This window comes from Hymenobacter qilianensis (assembly GCF_014489555.1).
Classification (GTDB): Bacteria; Bacteroidota; Bacteroidia; order Cytophagales; family Hymenobacteraceae; genus Hymenobacter; species Hymenobacter qilianensis.
Window position 1 is genome coordinate 3,599,314 of the sequence record NZ_CP060784.1, and the last position, 22,545, is coordinate 3,621,858.

General features: G+C 58.9%; 15 protein-coding genes and 3 pseudogenes. 5 read left to right on the forward strand and 13 right to left on the reverse strand.

The features are described 5' to 3' along the window. Positions 1 to 78: 78 nt before the first annotated feature. From H9L05_RS16205 to H9L05_RS16225, 5 genes are all read right to left on the reverse strand, one after another. Complete coding sequence (locus tag H9L05_RS16205; RefSeq protein ID WP_187731811.1) at positions 79 to 1,434, reverse strand: rhodanese-like domain-containing protein; 1,356 nt, start codon at positions 1,432 to 1,434, stop codon at positions 79 to 81. 90 nt (positions 1,435 to 1,524) lie between these two features. Then, on the reverse strand, positions 1,525 to 2,340 hold the full coding sequence (locus tag H9L05_RS16210) for a sulfite exporter TauE/SafE family protein (protein WP_187731812.1): 816 nt from the start codon (positions 2,338 to 2,340) through the stop codon (positions 1,525 to 1,527). A 71-nt stretch (positions 2,341 to 2,411) separates the two neighbouring features. After that, positions 2,412 to 2,729: an ArsR/SmtB family transcription factor gene (locus tag H9L05_RS16215; RefSeq protein WP_223284510.1), complete on the reverse strand. Its 318-nt coding sequence runs from the start codon at positions 2,727 to 2,729 to the stop codon at positions 2,412 to 2,414. Between the two features lie 177 nt (positions 2,730 to 2,906). Beyond that, positions 2,907 to 4,208 (reverse strand): sensor histidine kinase, encoded by a 1,302-nt coding sequence (locus H9L05_RS16220; protein ID WP_187731813.1) that lies wholly within the window; start codon positions 4,206 to 4,208, stop codon positions 2,907 to 2,909. A gap of 222 nt (positions 4,209 to 4,430) precedes the next feature. Then, positions 4,431 to 6,938, reverse strand: a complete 2,508-nt coding sequence (locus H9L05_RS16225) for a zinc-dependent metalloprotease (protein WP_223284511.1) — start codon at positions 6,936 to 6,938, stop codon at positions 4,431 to 4,433. A 336-nt stretch (positions 6,939 to 7,274) separates the two neighbouring features. On the opposite strand from H9L05_RS16225, the gene H9L05_RS16230 reads away from it, so the two are divergent. The 3 genes from H9L05_RS16230 (at position 7,275) to H9L05_RS16240 (ending at position 11,464) form a co-directional block, all read left to right on the forward strand. After that, the gene (locus H9L05_RS16230) at positions 7,275 to 8,813 is read left to right on the forward strand and encodes a rhamnogalacturonidase (RefSeq protein WP_187731814.1); all 1,539 of its coding nucleotides are present in this window, start codon (positions 7,275 to 7,277) and stop codon (positions 8,811 to 8,813) included. Positions 8,814 to 8,834: 21 nt separating this feature from the next. Further along, complete coding sequence (locus H9L05_RS16235) at positions 8,835 to 10,220, forward strand: TolB-like translocation protein (protein WP_187731815.1); 1,386 nt, start codon at positions 8,835 to 8,837, stop codon at positions 10,218 to 10,220. A 140-nt stretch (positions 10,221 to 10,360) separates the two neighbouring features. After that, on the forward strand, positions 10,361 to 11,464 hold the full coding sequence (locus H9L05_RS16240; RefSeq protein WP_187731816.1) for a PKD domain-containing protein: 1,104 nt from the start codon (positions 10,361 to 10,363) through the stop codon (positions 11,462 to 11,464). Between the two features lie 34 nt (positions 11,465 to 11,498). On the opposite strand, the gene H9L05_RS16245 is transcribed toward H9L05_RS16240, so the two are convergent. Next, positions 11,499 to 12,188: a hypothetical protein gene (locus tag H9L05_RS16245; protein ID WP_187731817.1), complete on the reverse strand. Its 690-nt coding sequence runs from the start codon at positions 12,186 to 12,188 to the stop codon at positions 11,499 to 11,501. Positions 12,189 to 12,258: 70 nt separating this feature from the next. After that, positions 12,259 to 13,619: pseudogene (locus tag H9L05_RS16250) on the reverse strand (glycoside hydrolase family 88/105 protein). A gap of 332 nt (positions 13,620 to 13,951) precedes the next feature. Here H9L05_RS16250 and H9L05_RS16255 point away from each other — a divergent pair. Continuing rightward, a complete protein-coding gene (locus H9L05_RS16255; protein WP_187731818.1) occupies positions 13,952 to 14,482 on the forward strand; it encodes a GAF domain-containing protein in 531 nt (176 codons plus the stop codon). A gap of 7 nt (positions 14,483 to 14,489) precedes the next feature. Here the strand turns inward: H9L05_RS16255 and H9L05_RS16260 are convergent. Beyond that, a pseudogene (locus H9L05_RS16260) lies at positions 14,490 to 17,119 on the reverse strand (MGH1-like glycoside hydrolase domain-containing protein). A gap of 308 nt (positions 17,120 to 17,427) precedes the next feature. Between H9L05_RS16260 and H9L05_RS16265 the strand changes: the two are divergent. Further along, positions 17,428 to 18,102: an MCP four helix bundle domain-containing protein gene (locus tag H9L05_RS16265; RefSeq protein ID WP_187731819.1), complete on the forward strand. Its 675-nt coding sequence runs from the start codon at positions 17,428 to 17,430 to the stop codon at positions 18,100 to 18,102. Between the two features lie 5 nt (positions 18,103 to 18,107). Here the strand turns inward: H9L05_RS16265 and phoU are convergent, their stop codons facing one another. The 5 genes and pseudogenes from phoU to H9L05_RS16290 form a co-directional block, all read right to left on the reverse strand. After that, positions 18,108 to 18,794: a phosphate signaling complex protein PhoU gene (gene phoU / locus H9L05_RS16270; protein ID WP_187731820.1), complete on the reverse strand. Its 687-nt coding sequence runs from the start codon at positions 18,792 to 18,794 to the stop codon at positions 18,108 to 18,110. Between the two features lie 57 nt (positions 18,795 to 18,851). Next, positions 18,852 to 19,602 (reverse strand): annotated as a pseudogene (gene pstB / locus H9L05_RS16275) (phosphate ABC transporter ATP-binding protein PstB). Between the two features lie 74 nt (positions 19,603 to 19,676). After that, positions 19,677 to 20,480, reverse strand: coding sequence for a phosphate ABC transporter permease PstA (gene pstA, locus H9L05_RS16280; protein ID WP_223284512.1), 804 nt, complete (start codon positions 20,478 to 20,480; stop codon positions 19,677 to 19,679). Beyond that, entirely contained in the window at positions 20,473 to 21,348 is an 876-nt protein-coding gene (gene pstC, locus H9L05_RS16285) for a phosphate ABC transporter permease subunit PstC (RefSeq protein WP_187731821.1), read from the reverse strand. The genes pstA and pstC overlap by 8 nt, the downstream gene beginning before the upstream one ends. A gap of 27 nt (positions 21,349 to 21,375) precedes the next feature. Continuing rightward, positions 21,376 to 22,263: a PstS family phosphate ABC transporter substrate-binding protein gene (locus tag H9L05_RS16290; RefSeq protein ID WP_223284513.1), complete on the reverse strand. Its 888-nt coding sequence runs from the start codon at positions 22,261 to 22,263 to the stop codon at positions 21,376 to 21,378. Positions 22,264 to 22,545 lie beyond the last annotated feature (282 nt).

Below are 22,545 nucleotides of genomic sequence, written 5' to 3' on the forward strand. Positions count from 1 at the left end.
TGGGGTAGGTTAGAAGGGTTAAGTGCAGGAAGCAGGCTGCCGCCCCGCCGGGCCGGACGGCAGCTCACGCTGGCAGAATTAGTGGGCCGCGGCTGCGGTCTGGAAGGACTTTACGGCCTCGTTTAAGTCCAGCACCTTCGTGCCCGGCAGGGCCGGCGCCACGATGCTGGCCCCGGCGGCCGAGCGGTAGCCGCCGGCGCAGTGCACCACGACGGGCTTCCCGGCCGGGATTTCCTGCACCCGCTCGCGCAGCTCCGGCAGCGGAATGTTCAGGGCGCCGTCAAACAGCGGCTCGGCCTGGGCTTCGGAGGCATTGCGGATGTCCACGATGGTGTAGGCTTCCGGGTGCTGGCGGAACTGCTCCACGTCCAGCTTCGGCAGGGTTTCATCGTTGGCAGGCGTGCCCACCAGCGCACCCTTTATCAGGGCTTCGTAGCCGATTTTGGCGGTTTTCTGAATCAGGTCTTCCCGGGCCGCCTCATCGGCTGCTACCAGGTAAAACTTCTCCTCGGGGCCGACAATGGAACCCAGCCAGGTTTCAAATTTGCCCCCCAGCTGAATATTGAGGGCACCGGCCGTGTGGCCTTGCTTGAACTCGGCTTCGGGGCGGGTGTCCACCACCAGCACGCCGGGCTCCGGTTGAACGTCGGCGGCAAGGCGTGGTACCTGCTGCACGCTGAGCGCATAGGCCGGGGCACCGGCTTTATTCAGGGCCACATCGTAGCCGAAGTACTTGGGAATGAAGGGCTGATCAGCCAGCAGCTCCTGCACAAATGCCTCCTCGGTTAAGGGCCGCAGGGCATAGTTGCCGATTTTCTCGGCCCCGATGGTGCTGCTGTTGGCCCCGCTCAAAGCTTTGCCGCAAAGCGAGCCCGCGCCGTGGGCCGGGTACACCAGCACGTCATCGGCGAGCGTCATCAGCTTTTCGCGCAGACTGTGGTACATCTGCTTGGCCAGCTCTTCGCGCTTGGCCATAATGTTGCCGGCCTTTTCGCGCAGGTCGGGGCGGCCCACGTCGCCGATGAACAGGGTATCGCCGGTAAACACGGCCACATCCTGGCCTTCGCGGCTGAGCACAATGCTGATAGAGTCGGGGGAGTGACCGGGCGTATTCAGAGCCCGGAAAGTCAGCTTGCCTACCGTGAACGAGTCGCCTTCATCGAAGGCCTCAAATGCATAATCGGCTCCCAGCAGCTTGCTCACCCGGATGATGGCGCCAGTTTGCTGGGCAATTTCCAGGTGGGAAGAGACAAAATCGGCGTGAGGGTGGGTTTCAATGACGCTGACAATCCGGGCCTCATTCGCCTTCGCGTAGTCGTAATAGGGCTGCGGGTCACGCGCGGGGTCAATGAGCACGATTTCGCGGGCGCACTCACTGAGAATAGCATAGGAGAAGTGGGCCAGGCCCTTGTCTTCAAACTGTTCGATTTTCATAATAGGAGTAGTTGGGAGGTGAGGAAAGCAGATGAAAAAGCGGTGATGGCAGGAAATGAGGGGGAATCCAAAAAGCAGCCAGAATTGAGCTTAGGTGGTAAAAACCAGTTCGCGCAGCAGAATAAAGGCACCCATGGCCAGAGTAAACCAGCCGAAAGCCGGCTTGAGCTTGGCGCCCGGGATGTAGCGGGCCAGGAAGGTGCCCAGCACAATACCCCCCACAGCGAAGGCCAGGAAGCCGAGCAAAAAAGGCCAGGCAATGGGGGTGCCGGCGCTCAAATCCCCGGTGAACCCGATGAGGGAGTTGACGGCAATGATGACCAGGGAGGTGCCCACCGCTGTTTTCATGGGCAGGCGGGCAAACAGCACCAGGGCGGGAATAATCAGAAAGCCGCCGCCCGCGCCCACAAAGCCCGTGAGTACGCCCACTACAGCGCCCACTGCCAGGATGAGCGGGTAGTTCACGCGGTGCTTGTGGTGCATGTCGTCGTCCAGGATTTCCTCGGCCTGCTTGCTGCGGATCATGGAAGCGGCGGCCACTACCATGAGCACGGCAAAGGCCACTAGTACCAGCAGATCTTTGGTGAAGGCAATGCTGCCCACCGTAAACAACTCGTGCGGAATGGCGGGCATCAGGTACTTGCGGGTCATAAATACCGACACCAGCGAAGTGGCCAGAAACACCAGGGCCGTGGGAATGGACACCAGGCCCTTGCGGAAGTAGCCCGAGGCGCCCACCACCGAGGTAGAGCCCACCACAAACAGGGAGTAGGCCGTGCTCAGCACCGGGCTCACGCCCATCAGATACACCAGCACCGGCACGGTGAGAATGGAGCCGCCCCCGCCCATAATGCCCAGGGAAAGGCCGATAAAGATGGCCGCGAAGTAGCCGACGAGGTGTAACATGCGAGCTTATGTGAATGTATGTAATTATGAAAAGATGTTCATGTATATGGTCAAAAAAAGGCCGGCTCCGATTACAGGAACGTGCAGCTGGCCAGGCACTGAATCACGTCCACTACTTCGCGCATTTTCAGCGAATAAAAGATGTTTTTGCCGTCGCGGGTGCTGCTCAGAATGCCCTTGAGCTTCATGCCCGTCAGGTGGTGGGAAAGCAGGCTTTGCTCCACGCTCAGCTTTTCGCTGATATCAGTAACCGAGAGGCTCTCCTGACCCGAGAGCAGCTGCACAATGGCAATGCGGGTAGGGTGGGCCGTGGTCTTGAGGATGAAGGCCACCTTCTCCATCTTTTCGGTGGTCAGATTTAAGTCAGTGGGCGCGGTAGTGGGTGTCATATGGCGCTTCAAATGTATGATCATTTGTTCATGTATACAAAGGTCCCGGGTGTATTGGTTCCAATGCTGTTATTTTCCTCTCGGGAATGCTGCCAAGCTTTCGCAGAAAAAGCCATCGAGTTACCACTCCCCATTGTCATTCGCCTGGTCGGATTCATAGCACTTTAACAGCTAGCACTACTTCACGCCCTTGCTGGGCAACGCCACGATAAAGGTGGAGCCCTGGCCCGGCTGGCTTTCCACCCGGATGCTGCCCCCGGCCTGGTCCACGATTTTTTTGACCAGGTACAGGCCCACGCCCGAGCCTTCCACGTGGGTATGCAAGCGCCGGAATAAGGTAAAGAGCTGCCCCTGCTGCGCCGTATCTAGGCCCAGACCATTGTCCTGCACGCGCAGCACTATCTGGCCCTCGGTGCGCTGGCTGCTCACCCGCACCAGGGGAGGGCGGTCGGGGTGGCGGTACTTGAGGCCGTTGCTGACCAGGTTGAAGATCAGGCTGCGCAGGTTCTTTTCCGAGAAGACCAAGGAGGGCTCACCCGCAAGGTCTACCTCGATCTGGCCGCCCGAGGTGGTGAGTAGGGGCTGCAGGTCTTGGCGCACGTCCTCGACCACGGCCGCTAATCTGACGACTTGCCGCGAGTGGGTGACTTCCTCCTTCATGGTCCCGATTTCGGTCAGGCTGTTGAGCGTATGGCGAAAGCGCTCAATCGCCTGCTTCATCATCTCCAGGATGCCCGGTACCTGACCCGCTTGCTGGGCCGCGGGGGCCAGTTCCTGGGTTAAGGTCAGCACCAAGCTTTCCAGATTCACGATGGGCGCTTTCAGATCGTGGGAGGCGGCGTAGACAAAGCTGTCGAGCTCCGCATTGGTCTGCTCTAGTAGGGTATTGGCCTCCAGCAGCTCTTCGTTAGTGATGCGCAGCTCTTCGTTGACCACGGCCAACTCCTCGTTGGCGGCCTGTACCTGCTGTTGCTGCTGCAGCTGCTGCGCTTCGAGGTGTTTGCGGGCCGTGATGTCTTCCAGGGTCGTGTAGCCCCAGTCTTGCCCGTCCTCGGTGAACAGGACGGAGGTTACCCGGCACCAAAAGTGGAGACCATTAGCCCGTATAAAGTAGCTTTCGAGCACATAGGAGGGCAGGTGGTGAGACCATAAGGCTTCGCGCAGGCGGTTCCAGTCGGCTTTATAGTGAGGGTGAACGAAGTCCAGGATAACCCGGTCCAGCAGCTCCTCGGGGCTCTTGAGACCCAGCATAGCCGCAATGGCCGGGTTGGCCTGGCGGATAGTTAAATCGGGGCCAATGATTTTCTGGCCTAGCGGGGAGGCTTCAAACACACTGCGGAAGCGCACCTGGCTGTGCTGGTAGGCCTCAGCCAGGGCCTGATACTCGGCCTGGACGACGCGCTGGGCCTTCAGGAGCGCTATTTCGGCCCGAAGGGCTTGGTTTTCCACTTCCAGGGAAGGGCGGTCAGAGAAAGACATAGCAGAGTGAAAAGCAACGTCAGGGAAGCCAACAGAAGATACTAAAGGAAGTGGTACGTAACGGATAAACGTCCGGACGCTACCCAAGCATAACTCAAAAATAAAAATACCAGCTACGCGCCTCGTTTGTGCAAAGGTATTTCAGGCATAAACCTGCAACCTTTCTAAGGAAAATAAGCTGGAACCCGGCGTAGGATTCGACGGACAACTAATCCAGAAAGCTCATGGATGGCATGCCGATGGGAGCTCCGGGGGCATTTCTGCCGCCGGTGGGGCGGTGAACGACTTTGGGTCGGCGCGGAACTGCTCGATCTGCGACAAGCCAAAAAGCAGGTTGGCTTGCTGCGGCCCTTTGCCCCGCTTGGCTTCCTTGCGCATCCACTGTTGTAAGTCGTCTATGGCCAGCAAGGCCTGTCCGCGCACGCTGGCGGAGGCTCGGTTGTCGGCCGCGAGCTGTAGCAGGTACTTCAGGGTCAGGTTGTTGACCACCGTTTGGAGCGCGCCGGCGTAGCCGGTTTCGGGCTTGGCGCGCCAGGTACGATCCACCAACCGCTCAACTACGGGCAGGAACCCAGGCTGCCGACTGTCGCGGGCCTGGTATTCGATAAGGCGCGCGGCGCGCTGCGGGTTGAGCAGGGAGGCGATAGTTGGGCCGGCGGCGGCTTCGGCGGCAGCCAGCGGATCGAAGGTGGGGCCGGTGTAGCCCGCAAAGGTTTCCAGCGTCTTGGGGTAGCCCGATGGCCGGGGCGGAATTTTGGCAATCAGCGCCTCAGGCAGCTGTAGCGCGGCCGGCGTGACAGTGGTTAGCAGCGCCTCAAACGCCTGCCACTGCACGGCCGGGTCCACCATCTGGGTCGGAGCCTGACCATCGTTTTTCACGGCGTGAGTGAAAAATTGCCCCCCAAGCGATTTGGCCACAGCTTCTACCTGGTAGCGGTGGAGCAGATACATGGGCACCAGCACTTCTTCCAGCGTAGCCATGGGCGCCTCGGAGCGGATGGCTTTTTCAGAAAACTGGTCGAGCACGTGGCGGCGCACTTTCATCAGCGTGGCTAGCTGAGCAATTGGGTCGGTGCCGTCTTCCCACTGGTTGGCGGCCGGGTGCGCGTAGCCACCAATGTCGGGGATGAAGCGGTGGCCCTGCTGCAAAGTCTCCTGCATGATGCGCTCGAGCGCCTGGTTTTCGTCGGTGCCCTTGGGGAAATCGGCGTATCCCCATGTTATGGCGCGCTTGTCCCAGCTGCCGATGCCCACGGCGTAGGCCTGCGATAAGTCGAGGGTGCCGTCGGGCTGCAGACTGAATCGCGGAAACGGATAATCCATCACCGAAGCGCGGTCTTTGGTGCTGGCGGTAAAGTTGTGGTGCAGCCCGAGCGTATGACCGATTTCGTGGGCCGACAGCTGGCGAATACGAGCCAAAGCCATCTGCTCCATTTTGTCGGATACGGGCTTGCCATCTTCGTAGGGCTGCAATAAGCCCTCAGCAATAAGGTAGTCTTGCCGGTGCCGGTCGGCGCCCAATGACACGATGCCTTTGATGATTTCACCCGTGCGCGGGTCCACGTAATTGGCCCCGTACGAATAGGCCCGCGGCACGCCCGACCGGTTGATCCAGTTGACCATATTGTAGCGGATGTCCATAGGGTCGGCGCCCACCGGCAGCTCTTTTATCTGGAAGGCATCCTTGTAGCCAGCTGCCTCAAAGGCCTGATTCCACCACGCGCCACCATCCAGCAGGGCTTTTTTGATGGACGCCGGCGCTCCCCGATCGACGTAGTACACAATAGGCTTCACGGCTTCGCTGACGGCGGCCGTGGGGTCCTTCTTTTCGAGGCGGTGCCGCACAATGAAGCGCTGCGCCAGCGGCTGACTCATGGGGGCGGCAAAGTCCAGGTAGCTAAAGTCCTGGAAGCCGGAGCGGGGGTCAAACTTGCGGGGGCGAAATCCCTTTTCGGGTAGCTCAATGAAAGCTTGGTGCATCTGCACGGTCACGGCGTTCGGGTCGGGCGCAATGGAGTAGTCGGCGCCGCGGCCGGGCGTGCTCGTAAACGTAATCATGGCCTCGAACTCCGTGTTCTTGGGGAAGTTGCGCGTGTTTTCCAGGTACACAGCCGAGCGCGACTCGTCGACTTTGTAGGGGATGGGTTGCCCGGTGCCGGGGCCGCCCATCAAACTGGAGCCGGGCCCCTGATACCCGCGGCTGCCCAGCCCTTCAGCAATTTTCTGGCTGTCGCGCACCAGAAAAGGCGTGAGGTCGATCAGCACTTTCGAGCCTTCCGTGGCCACCGGCGCGAATCCCCAGATAACGGACTTAGCAAAGGCATTATCTACTGCGCGCTGCTCGTCGGCGTTGTCGGTCACGGCCCGGTAGTCGTAGTTGGGCTCGATGAGCAGGATTTTGCCCCCCACCCGAATAAACTTGGCAATGGCCGAGCTGCTCTGGCCCCGCTCAATGCCTTTGCCCACGCTGCTGGCCAGGGAGCCGAAGTACAAAAACTCCTGGTCGAACCGCTCAACTTCCAGGAAAATTTTGCCCGTTTTCTGGTCGTAATAGAAAGGAAAGTAGCCGTCGAACTTCTGCATGCCTTTGACCTGCGCGGCCAGCGAGCCGGTGGGCTTGGCGGCGGCTTTGGTGGCCGGGGCGGCTTGCTGGGCAAGCGCTGCCGGTCCGTGGAGGGCCAGCAAGCCGATGATGAGAAGTTCGAAAGAATTGCGTGTAACGTGCTTCATGCAGGAAAGGAGTAGGGACGCGAGGTAAGGCAAGTAAGGTTACAATAATTTAGGGAAGGAACCCAATTATCAGCGTTTTAGACATCGTGGGGGGCAAATTTGGCTAGTAGTCCTGCCAGCTTACTGCGCAGAGCCGCGCCCCGATCCTGAAGCACAAGCAATGCCGGTTCGAAAGCAGGTCAGGTTCCGATTTATCATAACAGTACAGGAGAGTCGGGGCGGGGAATTACTGCTCCTTACACTTGCAAATGCTTTTCTCGCCTAACGTCCCACACTCGCCTGCGCCGCACCAGAGGTATACTTAAGGGTACATGCGGCTGTGCCAATCCTCACAACATGGTTCTGCGCTACGTTTTTCTGCTCCTGGGGCTTCTGGCTATCAGTCTGCAATCGGTTGCTGCGCCGGGGGGCAATTTTAACATTCGCGACTACGGAGCCAAAGGCGACAGCGCCACCCTCGATACCGACGCGATAAACAAAACCATAGAGGCGGCCGCCAAGGCGGGCGGGGGCACGGTGTACTTTCCGGCCGGCACTTACCGCAGCTATTCTATCCGGCTGCAAAGCCGCATTTCGCTTTATCTGGATCAGGGAGCAACGCTGCTGGCCGCCACGCCGGTAGGCGAAATCGGCTACGACGCGCCGGAGCCGGGCGCGGGCAACAGCTTCCAGGATTTTGGGCACAGCCACTGGCACAACAGCCTCATCTGGGGCGAAAACCTGACCGATATTTCCATTCTCGGCCCCGGCACCATTTACGGCCACGGCCTGACGCGGGAAGGGCCGCACCGGGCGCCGGTGGGCAATAAAGCCATTGCCCTGAAGCTCTGCCGCAATGTTATTTTGAAAGATTTCACGATGCTGCTTGGGGGGCATTTTGCGCTTCTGGCCACAGGCGTCGACAACCTCACCATTGATAATCTGAAGATTGACACCAACCGCGACGCGCTGGATATTGACTGCTGCCGAAACGTGCGCATTTCTAACTGCACCATCAACTCGCCCTGGGATGATGCTATCTGCCTGAAAAGCTCGTTTGCGCTGGGCTACGCCCGGGCTACCGAAAACGTCACGATCACCAACTGCCAGGTCAGCGGCTACGACCGGGGCACGTTGCTTAACGGCACCTGCCAGCGCAAAGAAGCGCACCTAGTGCCTGACAAGGAAGGCCCTACCGGCCGCATCAAGTTCGGCACCGAGTCGAACGGGGGCTTTAAGAATATTGCCATCAGCAACTGCGTGTTTGAGTACTGCCGGGGGCTGGCGCTGGAAACCGTAGATGGTGGTCTGCTAGAAGACGTGACCATAAGCAACATCACCATGCGCGACATCATCAACGCGCCCATTTTCCTGCGGCTGGGCGGGCGGCTGCGGGCCCCGGCCGGCACCGAGATTGGCAAGTTGCGCCGCATCAACATCAGCAACGTGAACGTGTACAACGCTGATTCGCGCTTCGCCACGCTCATCAGCGGTCTGCCGGGCCACCCCATCGAGGATGTCCGGCTCAGCAACATCAACATCTGGTACAAGCTTTTGGAAGCAGCTGATGCCAGCGCTATACAAAAGGTTGTGCCGGAGCATGAAAAGGACTACCCGGAGCCCCAAAAATTTGGGGTGATACCTGCCTACGGCTTTTTCATTCGGCATGTGAAGAACATCGAGCTGAGCAATGTAAGCGTGAAGTTTCTGGGTCAGGAAACGCGACCTGTCCTTCTGCTCACCGATGTGCAGGGGGCCACGCTGCGAAACGTAACGACCCAAAAGCCCCCCACGGCCCCCACGCTGGTCCTTAGCGACGTGAGCAACCTGACGATTGCAGACAGTGAGCATCTGAAAAATCAGAAGCTGCGCCACGTAAAATCGAAGGCATTGTAACGTAAAATTTGCCCCCCAACTATGAAAACGTATGTTACGCTCGCCTTTCTCAGCTGCGCTGTTTTGCTCACCGACGCGGCTCAGGCCCAGATTGGCCGGCGCTTTCCCTCGGAGCGCAAGGTGGTGAAAGACCCCGTGACAGGCACCATGCTCACTTTCCTGACCAGCACCCCGGCCGGCGACTCCAAGATTTACCCCACCCACAACCAGTGGACTTCCGATGGGCAGTGGCTGATTTTTCGCTCCGGCCGGGTGGAAGGGGAGGCCATGGCAGTGAATGAGAAAACCGGCGACATGGTGCAGGTATCAGAAGGCGGCTACACGGGCATGCTGAATGTGGCCCGCAATGCCATGAAGCTCTACTTTATGCGCCGTCCGCCCGGCAAGTCTGCCCCCACTAAAGATGCCGCAGCGGGCCCGCCAGCGCCAACATCTCTGCAAATTGTAGAGGTGGATCTGGCTAAGCTCTTTGCCGACAGCCAGGCCGGTAAAGTGAAGTCGGCCAAGACCTACCAGCGCGTGTGCGGCACCACGCCCGCCGCCATACAAGCCGGTGGCGACATGGCTCTCGACGGCGACGAAGCCTGGGCCTACTTTCGCGTAGGGAAGGAAGAAGCCGCCCGACATTTGCCCCCCGAAACGAAGCTGGAACCCAATTTTGGCCCTCGCAACATGGGCGCTGGGCCATCCGGCATTGCCGCCATGAACATCAAGACCGGCGCCATCAAGCACGTCGTGTCGGTGCCGTTTCAGATTGGGCATATTCAAACCAATCCGTGGGTGCCCGGCGAGCTGGTTTTTTGCTGGGAAACCGGCGGCAAGTCGCCCCAGCGTACCTGGACGGTGCTGGCTGACGGCACCGGGCTGCGCCCTCTGTACCCCGAATCGGAGTACGAATGGGTGACGCACGAAGCTATTATTTCCAAAGATGAGACGGCCATGGCCATTATGGGCCACCGTAAAATACCGGCCGCCGCTACAGAAGTAGCCGCAGGTACGCCTGTGAGCGGGGCCAATCCCGGCCAGGAAGCCGCTTGGGGGCCATCGGGCACCCGCGAAAAACCAACTGGCCTGGCCATCGTCAACTTTCGCACCCGGGAAGTGGTGATTGCCGGTCAAACACCCAGCGGCAGCGGCCTCTGGCACGTAAGCGGCTCGCCCGATGGCCGTTGGGCCGTGGGCGACGACTTCGCCCGCAACGTCTACCTGATCGACCGGCACACCCGCGAAATGCTGCTGCTCTCCGCCGGCCACAAACAAACCGCCGCCGACCACCCGCACCCCACCATGAGCCCCGACGGCACCAAAATCGAAATCCAATCAGCCATGCTATCCGATGACAACAAGAGCATGAATATCTGCATCATCCCAGTGCCGGAGGAATGGCTGAAACGGCAGTATAAGTAAGCCTGGGGGGCTTTTCGTAAATAAGAACGTCATGCAGAGCGGCAGCGAAGCATCTCGCGTGCTGACGAGAAATTACTACTCTAATGGCGAGCGAGATGCTTCGCTGCCGCTCTGCATGACGTTCAATTGATGTGCGCTATATGAAGGCTTTTGACTTCTGGAAAATTGTCTCAAAAATCATTTTTGGCACTTGTGCGCTTACTCTGGCAAGTGCAGCTCCGGTTTTTGCCCAGGAAGACCGGGGCTACAAAGTCTACCAGTTTCCGGCCAACATGATTCCTCGCATTGATGGTCAGACTGATGATTGGGACAGCTTCCCCAGCGAGTACGTAGTCGGCACCGACCAGCTGTGGGACGACTCAAAGCGCTACCCCAAGCCCGACGCTACCAACCTAGACGTGAAAGTGCGCGTGGCCTGGGTGAAGGGCCTGAACCGGCTTTATTTCTTGTATGAGGCCTACGACAACTACTGGGACTTCACGCTGCCCGGCCTGCACAACGACACGTTCGAAATCATCGTCGACGGTGACTTATCCGGCGGCCCGCTCATTGCCGAGCAGCACCCCAACCAGAACTTGCCGCTGATGGAGCGGTACTTTGACTTTCACGGCGTGCACGCCCAGAACTACCACATTTTCACGCCGGCCGTGGGCAAAGACTGGGCTCTGGCCTGGGGCAGTCAGCCCTGGATTAAAGAGCTGCCCTACGCCAACATTGCTTATTCCTATGACTTCAAGCCCGGCCAGCCCGGAAAGCTGGTAGCCGAGTTCTGGATTACCCCTTTCGATTACGCCGGAACCGAAGGACCCGCGCGAGCCGTGGAATCGGTGCTGACCGACAACAAGAAAATCGGCCTCACCTGGGCCGTGATTGACTACGACGACGTAAACGACGAGCGTAAAAAAGGCTTCTGGAACCTGTCCAAAAACCACAAAATGTACGGCAATTCCAGCCTGGGGACCATTTTTACGCTCCTGCCGCTGGCCGAGAAATACCAGCCGAAGCTACAGGCCCAATGGTCATTCAGCGTGACTGATATGGCGCAACGACAAGTAACCTTCAGGGACGAAAGCCACGGCAGCATTAAGCGCTGGCACTGGGATTTTGGCGACGGCACCACATCCAAGGAGCAAAGCCCGGTGCACCGCTACAAGGAAGCCGGCAAGTACATCGTCGTCCTGAACGTGGAAGGACCGGATGGTAAATCCCGTATGGCGAAGGTGTGGGATGTGGCGGTGAAGTGAATCTTAGTCAGCTATGGAATAGCCTAGAAGAGTATTAGCGAAGATTGATTACTTGCTTTAATGGGTTGTCGTTATCCACAAGGTACTTCTTATCAATCTGTAGATTGCCAATGATGTCTCGGAATAAGTCACCTCGGTAATCCTTAAGCCGGTCCTTACCGAAAAGGATACGAAACTGATATAATTTACTGTCGTTCACATACACCAAGCAATAGCCCTTGTACGTCTTACCATGCGCAAATAGACCCACGTTTCGTTCGATGGCAAAAGCTTTTTGCATTACCAATTTCTTCAGTGTATCACCTTCGACTACGCGAAAATTTGGAAAGGCACTCTTCGCCAATTCCTGGGCAAGTGCAGGGTAGTCCAGAGAGGAGTTGTCCTTTATCAAGCGGCTAAAAGTGACGCGCTCAATACTATCGAGACTGTTGGGCGGCAGCAGGACTAATTCTTGGCCGCTATCTTGATTAACCAAATGTGCCTTCCAATTAGGAGGTACACAAATTACTTCCCGACCAGACTCAAAAACTGACCAATTAGCTAATTCGAGGCTATTGTCTCGCTCTATATTAAAGGAAGTGACAGTTGCCGTGTCAACCTGCATTTGTGTTGCCGCTTTTAATTGTTCATCGCTGACATTTGGTCTGCATTGTGTGCAGATAGAGGCTATTGTAAGTAATAGGAGTATGCGGAAGAGCGAAATGCTATTTAAGAAGTAAGTCATTTTACGGTAACTGGTTCTGCCCGTAAAGATTCATTAAATCAGTAAAGCATTCCAGCTTCTCAAGTTATAACTACTTCAACGTCTGCACTGAGCTGTCATTGATGCCATACGGGTGCTGCTTGAGTAGCTGGATAGTTTCAGCCCCAGCTAACAGAACCGGGCCGTAGCCGTGGGCAGCGTACAAATTCACTGGTCGGTAGTAGTAGAAAGCGGGGTCGAAGCCCATGCCGGTGCCTACGCAGGTGCCTTCTACCTGTCCCTGGGCGTTTACTTTAGTGCTGACCGCGTTCCAAGCCAATAGAGCCATGGGGCCGTAGGCTTTGGCATCGAGCCAGCCTTGGTTGATGGCGTGGGCAATGGCGTAGGCGTAGATGGCGGTGGCGGAGGTTTCGAGGTAGGAATCGGGGCGGTCGAGGAGCTGGTGCCAGAAGCCGCTGCCGGCTTGTTGGGCGGCGAGGCCGCGGGCGTGGGCGCGCAGCAGCTCCAACACGGCCGGGCGACCGGGATGGTCGGCGGGCAGCACGTCGAGCAATTCAACTTTTGTCAGCAGTGCCCAGCCGTTGGCGCGGGCCCAGTGAAACTCCGGATGTACGCTCATTTCCTGCACCCAGCCGTGCATATACAGCCCTTCGACTTATTGAACATACGGGGGGCAAATTGGGTGACTTGCTTCACAGCCTCGTCGTAGTAGCGCCGCTCGCCGGTGAGCTTGCCCATCTGGGCCAAAGCCGGCACGCTCATGTACAAATCGTCGAGCCAGAGCGTGTTCGGCTGGGGTCGGTTGCGGGCCAGGGTGCCGTCGGCCAGGCGGAACTCCTTGGTCATGATGAAGTCCATGAAGTTGTTAATCATGGGGCGCAGGTCGGCCGAAGTGTTGGCGCGCTGGGTTTTAATCATGGCGGCGCACAGCGAGCCGGCATCGTCCAACGCTTTCGGATACAGCACTGAGCGCATGGGCGTAGGGGCCTCGGGGTTGGTTTTCTGATAGGCACTAAAGTAGGGGCCTAGCTCGCTCAAAAACTTCAGGCGGCTCACAGTATAGGCCGCGTACTTTGGGTCGCCGGTGGTTTCGCTGGCCCGCAGCATGCCCGAATACGTTACACCCCACTCGTAGCTGGTGAGGCGGAAGTCGCCGGGGCGAATGATGGCGTCGGGCGAGAATTTGCGCCGGTCGGTGATGGGCGCGTTCGTGTTTTTATCGACCAGCTCAGCGGGCGTGGCGGTGTTCAGGTAGTTGTACACACGGTCCAGCACTTGCTTTACTTCCTCGGCTTTCACCTGCCCGTAGGGTATCGGGTAATCAGGCTTGAGCAGGTGCAGCGGCGTGGTGGTGTCGTTGGTTTTGGGTGGGGTGGTTTGCGCCAGCAGGGGCGCAGTGTTCAGCAACAACGCCAGCAGGGGCAGTCGGGAAAGCGTAGAAGAAAGGCTCATGCAGTTTGAGGCAGATAGCGGAAGAAAAAACCGATTGTTTTGCATTCCTCCGACAACATCCCAACGAAGCCCGGCGAGGGAGGCAGGGCTCGTTGCAGTGGTCTGGGGGGCATTTTTTAACCCAGAGAATGCACTACTACCGCAGGATAGACAAGAAATACCGGCCAACATACCTGCACCGTACTGTCGCTGCCGATTACAGCTATTCAGCGGGTATATATCACGCGCACTTTTGTGAAAGCAGAGGTAGAAAAAGTCGTACTTATATTAAGGTGCAATCTTCAGTCAGTCCTTCCTATTCACCTTCCAAAGTCCCCAGCCGTTCTACTCCCATGACTACGATATCACAACATGAACTGGCGGCGGCGCTGGCAACCAATACCCCACCGGCTGAGCGCCTGCAGCGCGCCCTCGATCTGGTAGGGCCACATTTGCTGGTAGATCGGTGCTTTCTGTACGTGCGCGACCCGTCGCAGGGGCGCGGCCGCATTGCCTTTGTGTGGCGCAAGAACGCTACTGTGCCCGATCCGCGCCACGACTGGCAGAATGATACGGGCGACTTGCCCCAGGAAGATCCGCTGTTTCGGGCCGCGCTGGCTGCCCGGCCTTCGGTTTACGTCGAAGATGTCACTCAGGCGGGGCCGGACGTGCTCAACCAGGACTTTGAGCGCCGCACCTTCGGCCACCGGGCCCTGGTGCACGCCCACATCACGGAGCAACAGCAGCTGTGGGGCATTTTGCAGCCCTGCGTATTCGGTGCCCCGCGGCCCTGGACGCCCGCTGACCGGGAGTACATTGAAGCTGCCATTCCCCTCTTGCTGCCAGTCATTCAGGACTATATACGCTCGCTGAGTAAGGTGTAGCCATTCGTTAAGCGCGGGGCTGCAACAGCTTCGCAATGAGGCCCGTCCAGCCGGTTTGGTGGCTGGCGCCCAGGCCCTGGCCGGTGTCGCCGTGGAAGTATTCGTGGAAGAGCAGATAGTCGCGGAAGTGCGGATCCTGCTGCAGGCGCTCGTCAGCGCCCAGGGCCGGCCGGATGCCCGCTTCGTTGCGCAAAAACAGCTGGGTTAGGCGCGCACTCAACGCATCAGCAATTTGAAGCAGAGTGCAGTACTGGCCCGATCTGGTAGGGTATTCCACTTGAAAATCGTCGCCGTAGTAGTGGTGGAAGCGCTGCAACGACTCGATGATCAGGAAGTTGATCGGCAGCCAAATTGGCCCCCGCCAGTTGGAATTACCCCCGTACATGCTCGTTGACGATTCGCCCGCTTCGTAGCTCACTACCAAGTCCTGACCGGCGCAGTGAAATTCATAGGGGTGATCCAGGTGGTAGCGGGACAGGGAGCGGATGCCGTACTCCGACAGAAACTCCGCTTCATCGAGGGCCCGGGCCAGCAGGCACTTCATGCGGTGGCCGCGCAGCAGGGAAAGCAGGTGCGTGGCTTTCCGGCCCGGCTCATGCCAGCGCGACACCAAACTGGCCAATTGGGGCCGGTTTTCCAGAAACCAGCGGAGCCGGGTCCCAAACTGGGGTAAAGATTGGAGGAGCTCGTCGTCCAGCACTTCCACCGCAAAGAGCGGAATCAGGCCAACCAGGGAGCGGGTTTTCAGCAGCTGCAGGCCATTGCCGGGGGTGTGGAGGGCATCGTAGTAAAACTCGTCTTCCTCGTCCCAGAGGTCCTTGTGGGCCTGGTCCATGTTGGTCATGGCACCGGCGATGTAGAGGAAATGCTCGAAGAACTTGCTGGCCAGATCCTGATAAATCGGGTTGGTGCGGGCCAGCTCCAAGGCCATGCGCATCATATTGAGGGCGTACATGGCCATCCAACTGGTGGCATCGGCCTGCTCGAGGCTGCTACCCCCAGGCAGTGGGGCCGAGCGGTCAAACAAACCAATATTATCCAGTCCTAAAAAGCCCCCCTCAAAGATGTTGCGGCCGCTGCGGTCTTTACGGTTCACCCACCAGGTAAAGTTGAGCAACAGGCGGTGAAACACCGTGGCCAGAAAGTCGGTGTCGCCGGGGCCGCCGCTGTGCTTCTGACACATCTTGTACACGCGCCAGGTGGCCCAGGCATGCACGGGCGGATTCACGTCGCTTAGGTTCCACTCGTAGGCCGGCAGCTGGCCGTTGGGGTGCATATACCAGTCCTGACAAAGCAAACGCAGCTGGTGCTTGGCAAACTCGGGGTCAAGCTGGGCCAGGGGCAGGCAGTGAAAAGCGAGGTCCCAGGCCGCGTACCAGGGGTACTCCCATTTGTCGGGCATCGAGATGATGTCGGCATTGTTCAGATGCGGCCAGCACGCGTTGCGGCCGTGTTGGCGCTGGGCGGGCGGGGGAGGCGTGGCCGGATCGCCTTCCAGCCACTGCGGCACATCGTAGTAATAAAACTGTTTGCTCCAAAGCATACCGGCAAAGGCCTGCCGCTGCACGCGGCGAGCGTCGGCACTGGGTAGCGCGGCCTGCACGACGGCGTAATACTGGTCGGCTTCCTGGCGCCGCTGCTGCAAAAGCTGATCAAAGTCGGCGAAAGGTTGCGTTTGCCCAGCCGGTCCCAACCGTACGCGCACCAACTGCGAGGCGCCGGCCGAAATAGTAAGCGGGTAGTGGGCCGCCGCCTTAGTACCGACCTGCGCCGTATTGATAGTGGCCGCTCCGTGCACCAGGTAATCATTGATGCCATCCTTAAAATACGCTGTTGGCGCCATGGGGGGCGTTTTGTAGAGGCGCTGGGTGTTTGTTTCGTTGTCGCAGAAGAGCAGCGTCGGCTCCTGGTCGCAGTACAGGCACATCTCGTCCAGCTTATGATGATGCACCGCAATAGCGCCGCCCGCCGGCTCGGCGGCCAACTGGGGGCGGTAGTCGTTAAGGCCCCAGGCCCAGGTATTCCGAAACCAGAGCTGGGGCAGCACGTGCACGGTGGCCGCCACGGGCCCCCGGTTGTGCACCGTGATTTGCAGCAGGATGTCGTCGGGAGCTGCCTTGGCGTATTCAATGGACACGTCGAAATAGCGATTCTCGTGAAAGGCCTCCGTATCGAGCAGCTCAAACTCGGGCTCGTGGCGACCCCGGCGGGCGTTTTCCTGCACCAGCAACTCGTAGGGAAAGGCGTGCTGCGGATACTTGTACAGCTGCTGCATGTACGAGTGCGTGGGCACGTTGTCGAGGTAGTAGTACACCTCCTTTACATCTTCGCCGTGGTTGCCCTCCGGGCCGCTCAGCCCAAACAGGCGCTCTTTCAGAATGGGGTCGTGCCCGTTCCACAACCCCACCGCGAGGCAAAGCAGCTGCTGGTCATCGGAAATGCCCCCAGGCCGTCCTCGCCCCAGCGGTAGGTGAAGGAGCGGGCCATATCGTGGGTGCAGTGCTGCCAGGCCTGGCCGTCGGCCGAATAGTCTTCGCGCACCGTGCCCCACTGGCGCTCCGATAAATAAGGCCCCCAGCGGCGCCAAGGGGCGCGGGCCGTCGGGGCCGCCGCCAATCGTTCGTGTTCGGCCGTCATACGGATATAAGAAGCGTGCTGAAGGAAAGTTTGAAACAGGCCGGAGAGAATCCTGGGCCAGGGTGAATGTAGGGAAAAGGTCGTGCTTCCGGGCGCTGCCTCCACTATACGCTTTTTACGGCGCTTGGGCAGGCTCGGCACAGACGAAGAAGTAGCCTCTGCGCCAGCCGTGAGGCAATTCTTCGGGGCCCCCAGGGCGTGCCTTCCTGCTGAGCATCAGGGCAAAGCATGCACAAGAATGCGCATGCTTTGCCCTTTTATTATTATCTTATAATGATTTTCCCTCCTCGTTCCCAAAGCCCCACCCCATGAATATGCTGTCCGGAATTCACCATAAAACCAAGCTGGCGTTTCTGTTTCTCGGTATCGTGCTGACGATGGTTGGCAGCAGCCTGTGGGAAACCCGTCAGCTGCACGACATGAACACCGCCGTCGCCTCCCTCTATCAGGACCGACTCCAGCCTGCCGCGGGCTTATTTGCACTCAACGACCGTATGTATGCCAAGCGACAGCTGCTGGAAACCCATCTGGCCGCGCCGGCCGAGGCAAGCCCCCGCCACACTCAGGCTCAGCTGGCCAGTCACAACCAGGTAATTGACTCCCTGCTGCGCAGCTACGAGGCCACTTACATGGTGGCCGAGGAAGATCAGGTATTTCAGTCCGTGAAGGCCAGCCTCACCCGCTATAACCTGCTGGAAGCTAAGTTGCTGCGCGCGGGTGCGCCCACCTCCGCAGCCCTAACCCAAGAGCTGGCTGCGCAGTTTGACCGCATTCATGCGGATGTGAGCCGCCTCACCCAGATTCAGCTCCAGGTGGGCAAGCAGCTCTCCCGCGGCTCGGCAGTAGCCGATGGACAAGTCACGCTGCTCAGTCAGGTCAAAATCGCCCTGCTGGTGGTTCTCACGCTGGCCATTCTGCAGGCCATAGTGATGGATAAACACCCATTGCTACCCAAAAACCTCAAAAACTTCCGCCTCAACTAAGGTAGCTACTGGCCCCGGTGCTTGCCCGACCGATGGCGCAACACCTGCGCCTCCAGGTAGAAGATGATTTCCTCCGCAATATTCTTGGCCTCATCGCCAATGCGGTCGAGCTTACGCACGAGCAGCAGAATCTGCAGAGCCTGCTGCACCTGCTCCGGATGATCCTGAATATAGGCCGCTAGGGCAGAGTGCGCCTGTACATTGTTGTCGGCCAGCACTTTCACCTCCCTGAACATGCGCCGGGCCAGCTGGCTGTCTTCCTGCTCAAAAGCCCCCTGAACCATTTCCAGCAGCATCGTGGCCTCCCGGCACATCTCATCTAGGCGGCTGATGGCCAGCAAATGAGGATCAAATTTTTCCTCGGCCTTCAGCACAAAACGCCGAACAAACTGGGCCATGGCCTTGGCCGCGTCGCCTACGCGCTCCAGACTGGTGTTGATTTTCAGCACGGCCAGCACAAACCGCAGATCGATGGCGACCGGCGTGTGCAGGGCGATGATGCTTTCGCAGTGCCGCTCAATTTTCAATTCCCCGGCATTGATGCGCTTTTCCTGCCGCGACACCTCCTTCACCAGCGCCGAATCAGGCGTATGCAACGCCCGCTGGCTGCGGTGCAGCTGCTCCAGTACCAGCCCCCACATGGCGTGAACCTCCTGTTTAAGCTGCTGAATTTCAAGTGCTAAGTGAGCCATTTTGGTAGTAGATGGTGGAAGCCCTGCTGACTGCGGCGGCTGACGCTAACCATGAAATCAGCCAAAGCGGCCCGTGATGTAGTTCTGCGTCTGCTCGTGGCTGGGCTGAGTGAAAAGCCGGCCCGTATCATCGTATTCTATCAGGTGGCCGTAGTTGAAGAAGGCCGTTTTATCGCTCACGCGGCCGGCCTGCTGCATGTTGTGCGTCACGATAAGAATGGTGTATTGCTGCTTCAGGTCATAAATCAGCTCCTCGATTTTGGCCGTGGAAATTGGGTCCAGGGCCGAGGCCGGCTCGTCCATGAGCAGAATACGGGGCTCCACGGCCAGCACCCGCGCGATACACAGGCGCTGCTGCTGCCCCCCGACAAAGCCAGCGCCGACTTGCGCAGATCGTTTTTTACTTCCTCCCAGAGCGCGGCCTGACGCAGCGATTTTTCGACCACCTCATCGAGCACGGCCTTGCTGCGCACGCCCTGCAGCACTAGCCCATATGTGACGTTGTCGTAGATGCTTTTCGGGAACGGATTCGGTCGCTGAAACACCATGCCTACGCGCTTGCGCAGCTCCTCTACGGCCTGCTGGGGGCATATATATCCTGGCCCTGAATGAGAATGCTCCCCTCGTGACGAAAGTCGCTGATGAAGTCATTCATACGATTGAACAGCCGCAGAAACGTGGATTTGCCGCAGCCCGAAGGACCAATCAAGGCCGTCACCGTATGGGCTTCCATGGTCATAGATATGTCCTGCAGCACCTGGTTCGTGCCGTAGTACACACTCACATGTTCAACCTCCAGTTCGGGCATCAGGCAAGGTACGTTTTTGAGAAGCTACGGCAGGTGCCGCCGCCAGCGGTTACGCAGGAATATAGCCAGGCCATTCAGCCCAAACGTAATGAGCAGCAGCACAATAATAGCGGCGGCGGCGTTGATTCCGAATGCCTGCTGGGGGCGCGAAATCCAGTTGAATATTTGAACGGGCAACGCCGAAAACTCGTCCAGGGGGCTTTTTGGCGCAAACGGCACGTAGGCCAGCACCCCCAGCACGAGCAGCGGGGCCGTTTCGCCCACCGCCCGCGACAAGGCCAGAATAATTCCCGTAAGAATGCCCCCATAGAGGCCGGCAGGACCTGGTACCAGATTGTTTGCCAGCGCGTTGCGCCCAGCGCAAACGAGGCTTCGCGCAGCGTTTTGGGTACGGCCCGGATGGCCTCGCGGGTGGCTACAATGAGAATAGGGAGGATGAGCAGGGCCAGCGTGCAGCTGGCGGCCAGCACGCTGCTGCCCATGCGCAGAAAGCGAACAAAGATGTTGAGCCCCAGCAAGCCATAAATCACCGACGGCACCCCGGCCAGGTTGGTAATATTGATTTCGAGCAAAGCCGACCAGCGACTTTTGCGGCCATACTCCTCCAGGTAAACGCCTGCTGCCAAACCCACCGGCACCGCAATCAGAGCGGTGAGCACCATAATCCAGACGGTGCCCAGTAGGGCCGTGTAAATGCCGGCCCGCTCAGGAAAGCGCGAAGGCAGAGCACTCAAAAACTGCCAGCTGAGGCGGCTCAGGCCCGTGCGCAGAATATCGAGCAGAAAAACGGCCAGCAGCAGCAAGCCAAGCAAGGTAGCCAACAGGCCCACCGCGCGGAAGGCGCCGTCGAGCAGGCGGTTGCGGGTCATGTTACTCATATTGTTCCCGGAATTTCTGGCGGAACCAGTACCCCACGTTATTCAGCACCAGGGTAAGCACAAAGAGGGTGATGCCGGCGGCAAAAATGGTGTCGTACTCCAGGGTGCCGTAGGCCACGTCGCCGGAGCTGACCTGCACGATATAGGTGGTTATGGTCTCGACCGGCACCAGCGGATTGGCCGTCAGGCGAGGCTCCTGTCCGGCCGCAATGGCTACAATCATCGTCTCGCCGACCGCCCGGGAAATGGCCAGTATCACCGATACCGTGATGCCCGACGAAGCGGCCGGAACCACTACCCGCATGGCCGTTTGCAGACGCGTGGCGCCCAGCGCGTAGGAGGCTTCGCGCAAAGAGCGGGGCACGGCCGTCAGCGCGTCTTCGCTAAGCGAAGAAACTAGGGGCAGAATCATGATGCCCATCACGCTGCCCGCCGACAGGGCATTAAATCCGGCCATGCCGGGTATCAGTCGTTGCAAAAACGGCGTAACCACGGTCAGGGCAAAAAAGCCATAGACCACGGTGGGCACCGCCGCCAGAACTTCGAGCAGCGGCTTAATGACATTACGAAAGCCAACAGTCGCATACTCATTGAGGTAGATGGCAATGATGAGGCCCAGCGGCAGGGCCACGGCAATGGCCACGCCCGTGGTCAGCAAGGTGCCCGACACCAGCGGCAGAATACCGAAATGCTTGTCAGCAAATAGGGGCGTCCACTGCGTATCAGTCAAAAACGTGCCCAGCGGCACCTGCCGGAAAAAATGAGCCGCTTCCACGGCCAGCATCACAATAATGCCCCCCGTGGTGAGTACGCTGATACCTGCGCTCAGCGCCAGCAGGGCTTCGATGAGGCGTTCTCGCTGTTTCATGGCTGGCAGAAAGAATGGGTGAGGCGGTTACCGCTGTTGGGTTACAAACTCGTCGAAGCGGGCCTGCTGGCGCCGGTATTCCGTGGCGGGCAACGGAATATACCCCACCTCACGCGCCAGATCTGGGGCCTGGGTCAGGTAAAAGCGAATGAAGGCCTGCACCTCGGGGCGGCGCGCGGCCACGCTGCTCACGTACAAAAGCAAGGGGCGCGACAGGGGCGCGTACGTGTTGTTTTTAACGGTTTCGACGGTGGGTACTATCGGCCCGGCGCCATTATGGGGCTGCTCGTCGTCGATGGGCACGAGCCGGAGGGCCGCCTGGTTGGCTTCGTAGTAGGCAAAGCCAAAGAAACCCAGCGCCAGCGGATCGGTGGAGACGCCCTGCACCAGCACGTTATCGTCTTCGCTGGCCGTATAATCGCCCCGACTGGCATGGCGTTGGCCCACGACGGCCTGAGTGAAATAGTCGTAGGTGCCAGAGGCGGTGCCGGCCCCAAACAGATGGATTTCGGCCGCCGGCCATTCCGGCCGAATCTGGTTCCACCGCATGATGCGGTGCTGGGCTGCCGGCTCCCATATTTTCTTCAGCTCGCTCACTTTCAGGCTCTTTACCCACGTATTGCTGGGGTGCACCACCACCACCAATCCATCAAAGGCCACTGTCAGGGGCAGATAATCGATGTCCTGACGGTGGCAGTCCTGGCCTTCGCGGTCGGTGATGGGCCGCGAGGCGTTGGTTAGGTCAATCTCCCGGCGGCAGAACTTCTGGAAGCCGCCCCGGTACCCGACACGCCCACCGTAATCCGCGCCCTTGGATGTTGCCGCGCGTATTCTTCCACCACCGCCTCCGTGATAGGAAATACGGTGCTGGAGCCGTCGATGCTGATTTTTTGGCTGGTCGATTCCTCGCCGCACGCCGTTGCCAGCAGCGCCAGCAGGAGGGGAGTTCCTCTGAGGAAACCAGATCTGAGCGGATGGGTAGCAGCGTATCCCATGGTCGAAGAAGCACTGGTTACCAGATTTGCCCCCAGACTGCTTTGACGGCTTTCTCAGGGTGAAATAGCTTAAGTGAAGCGAATTAAATAAAGCGCCCGTGGCTCGCGCCCTTTTGGCTAAATGCGTAAGAGATAGAGCAGTAGGAGCTGGGGCGGCCTCGAAAGCTAAGCTAGCCAGAAAATTAAACTAATAAAATAATAA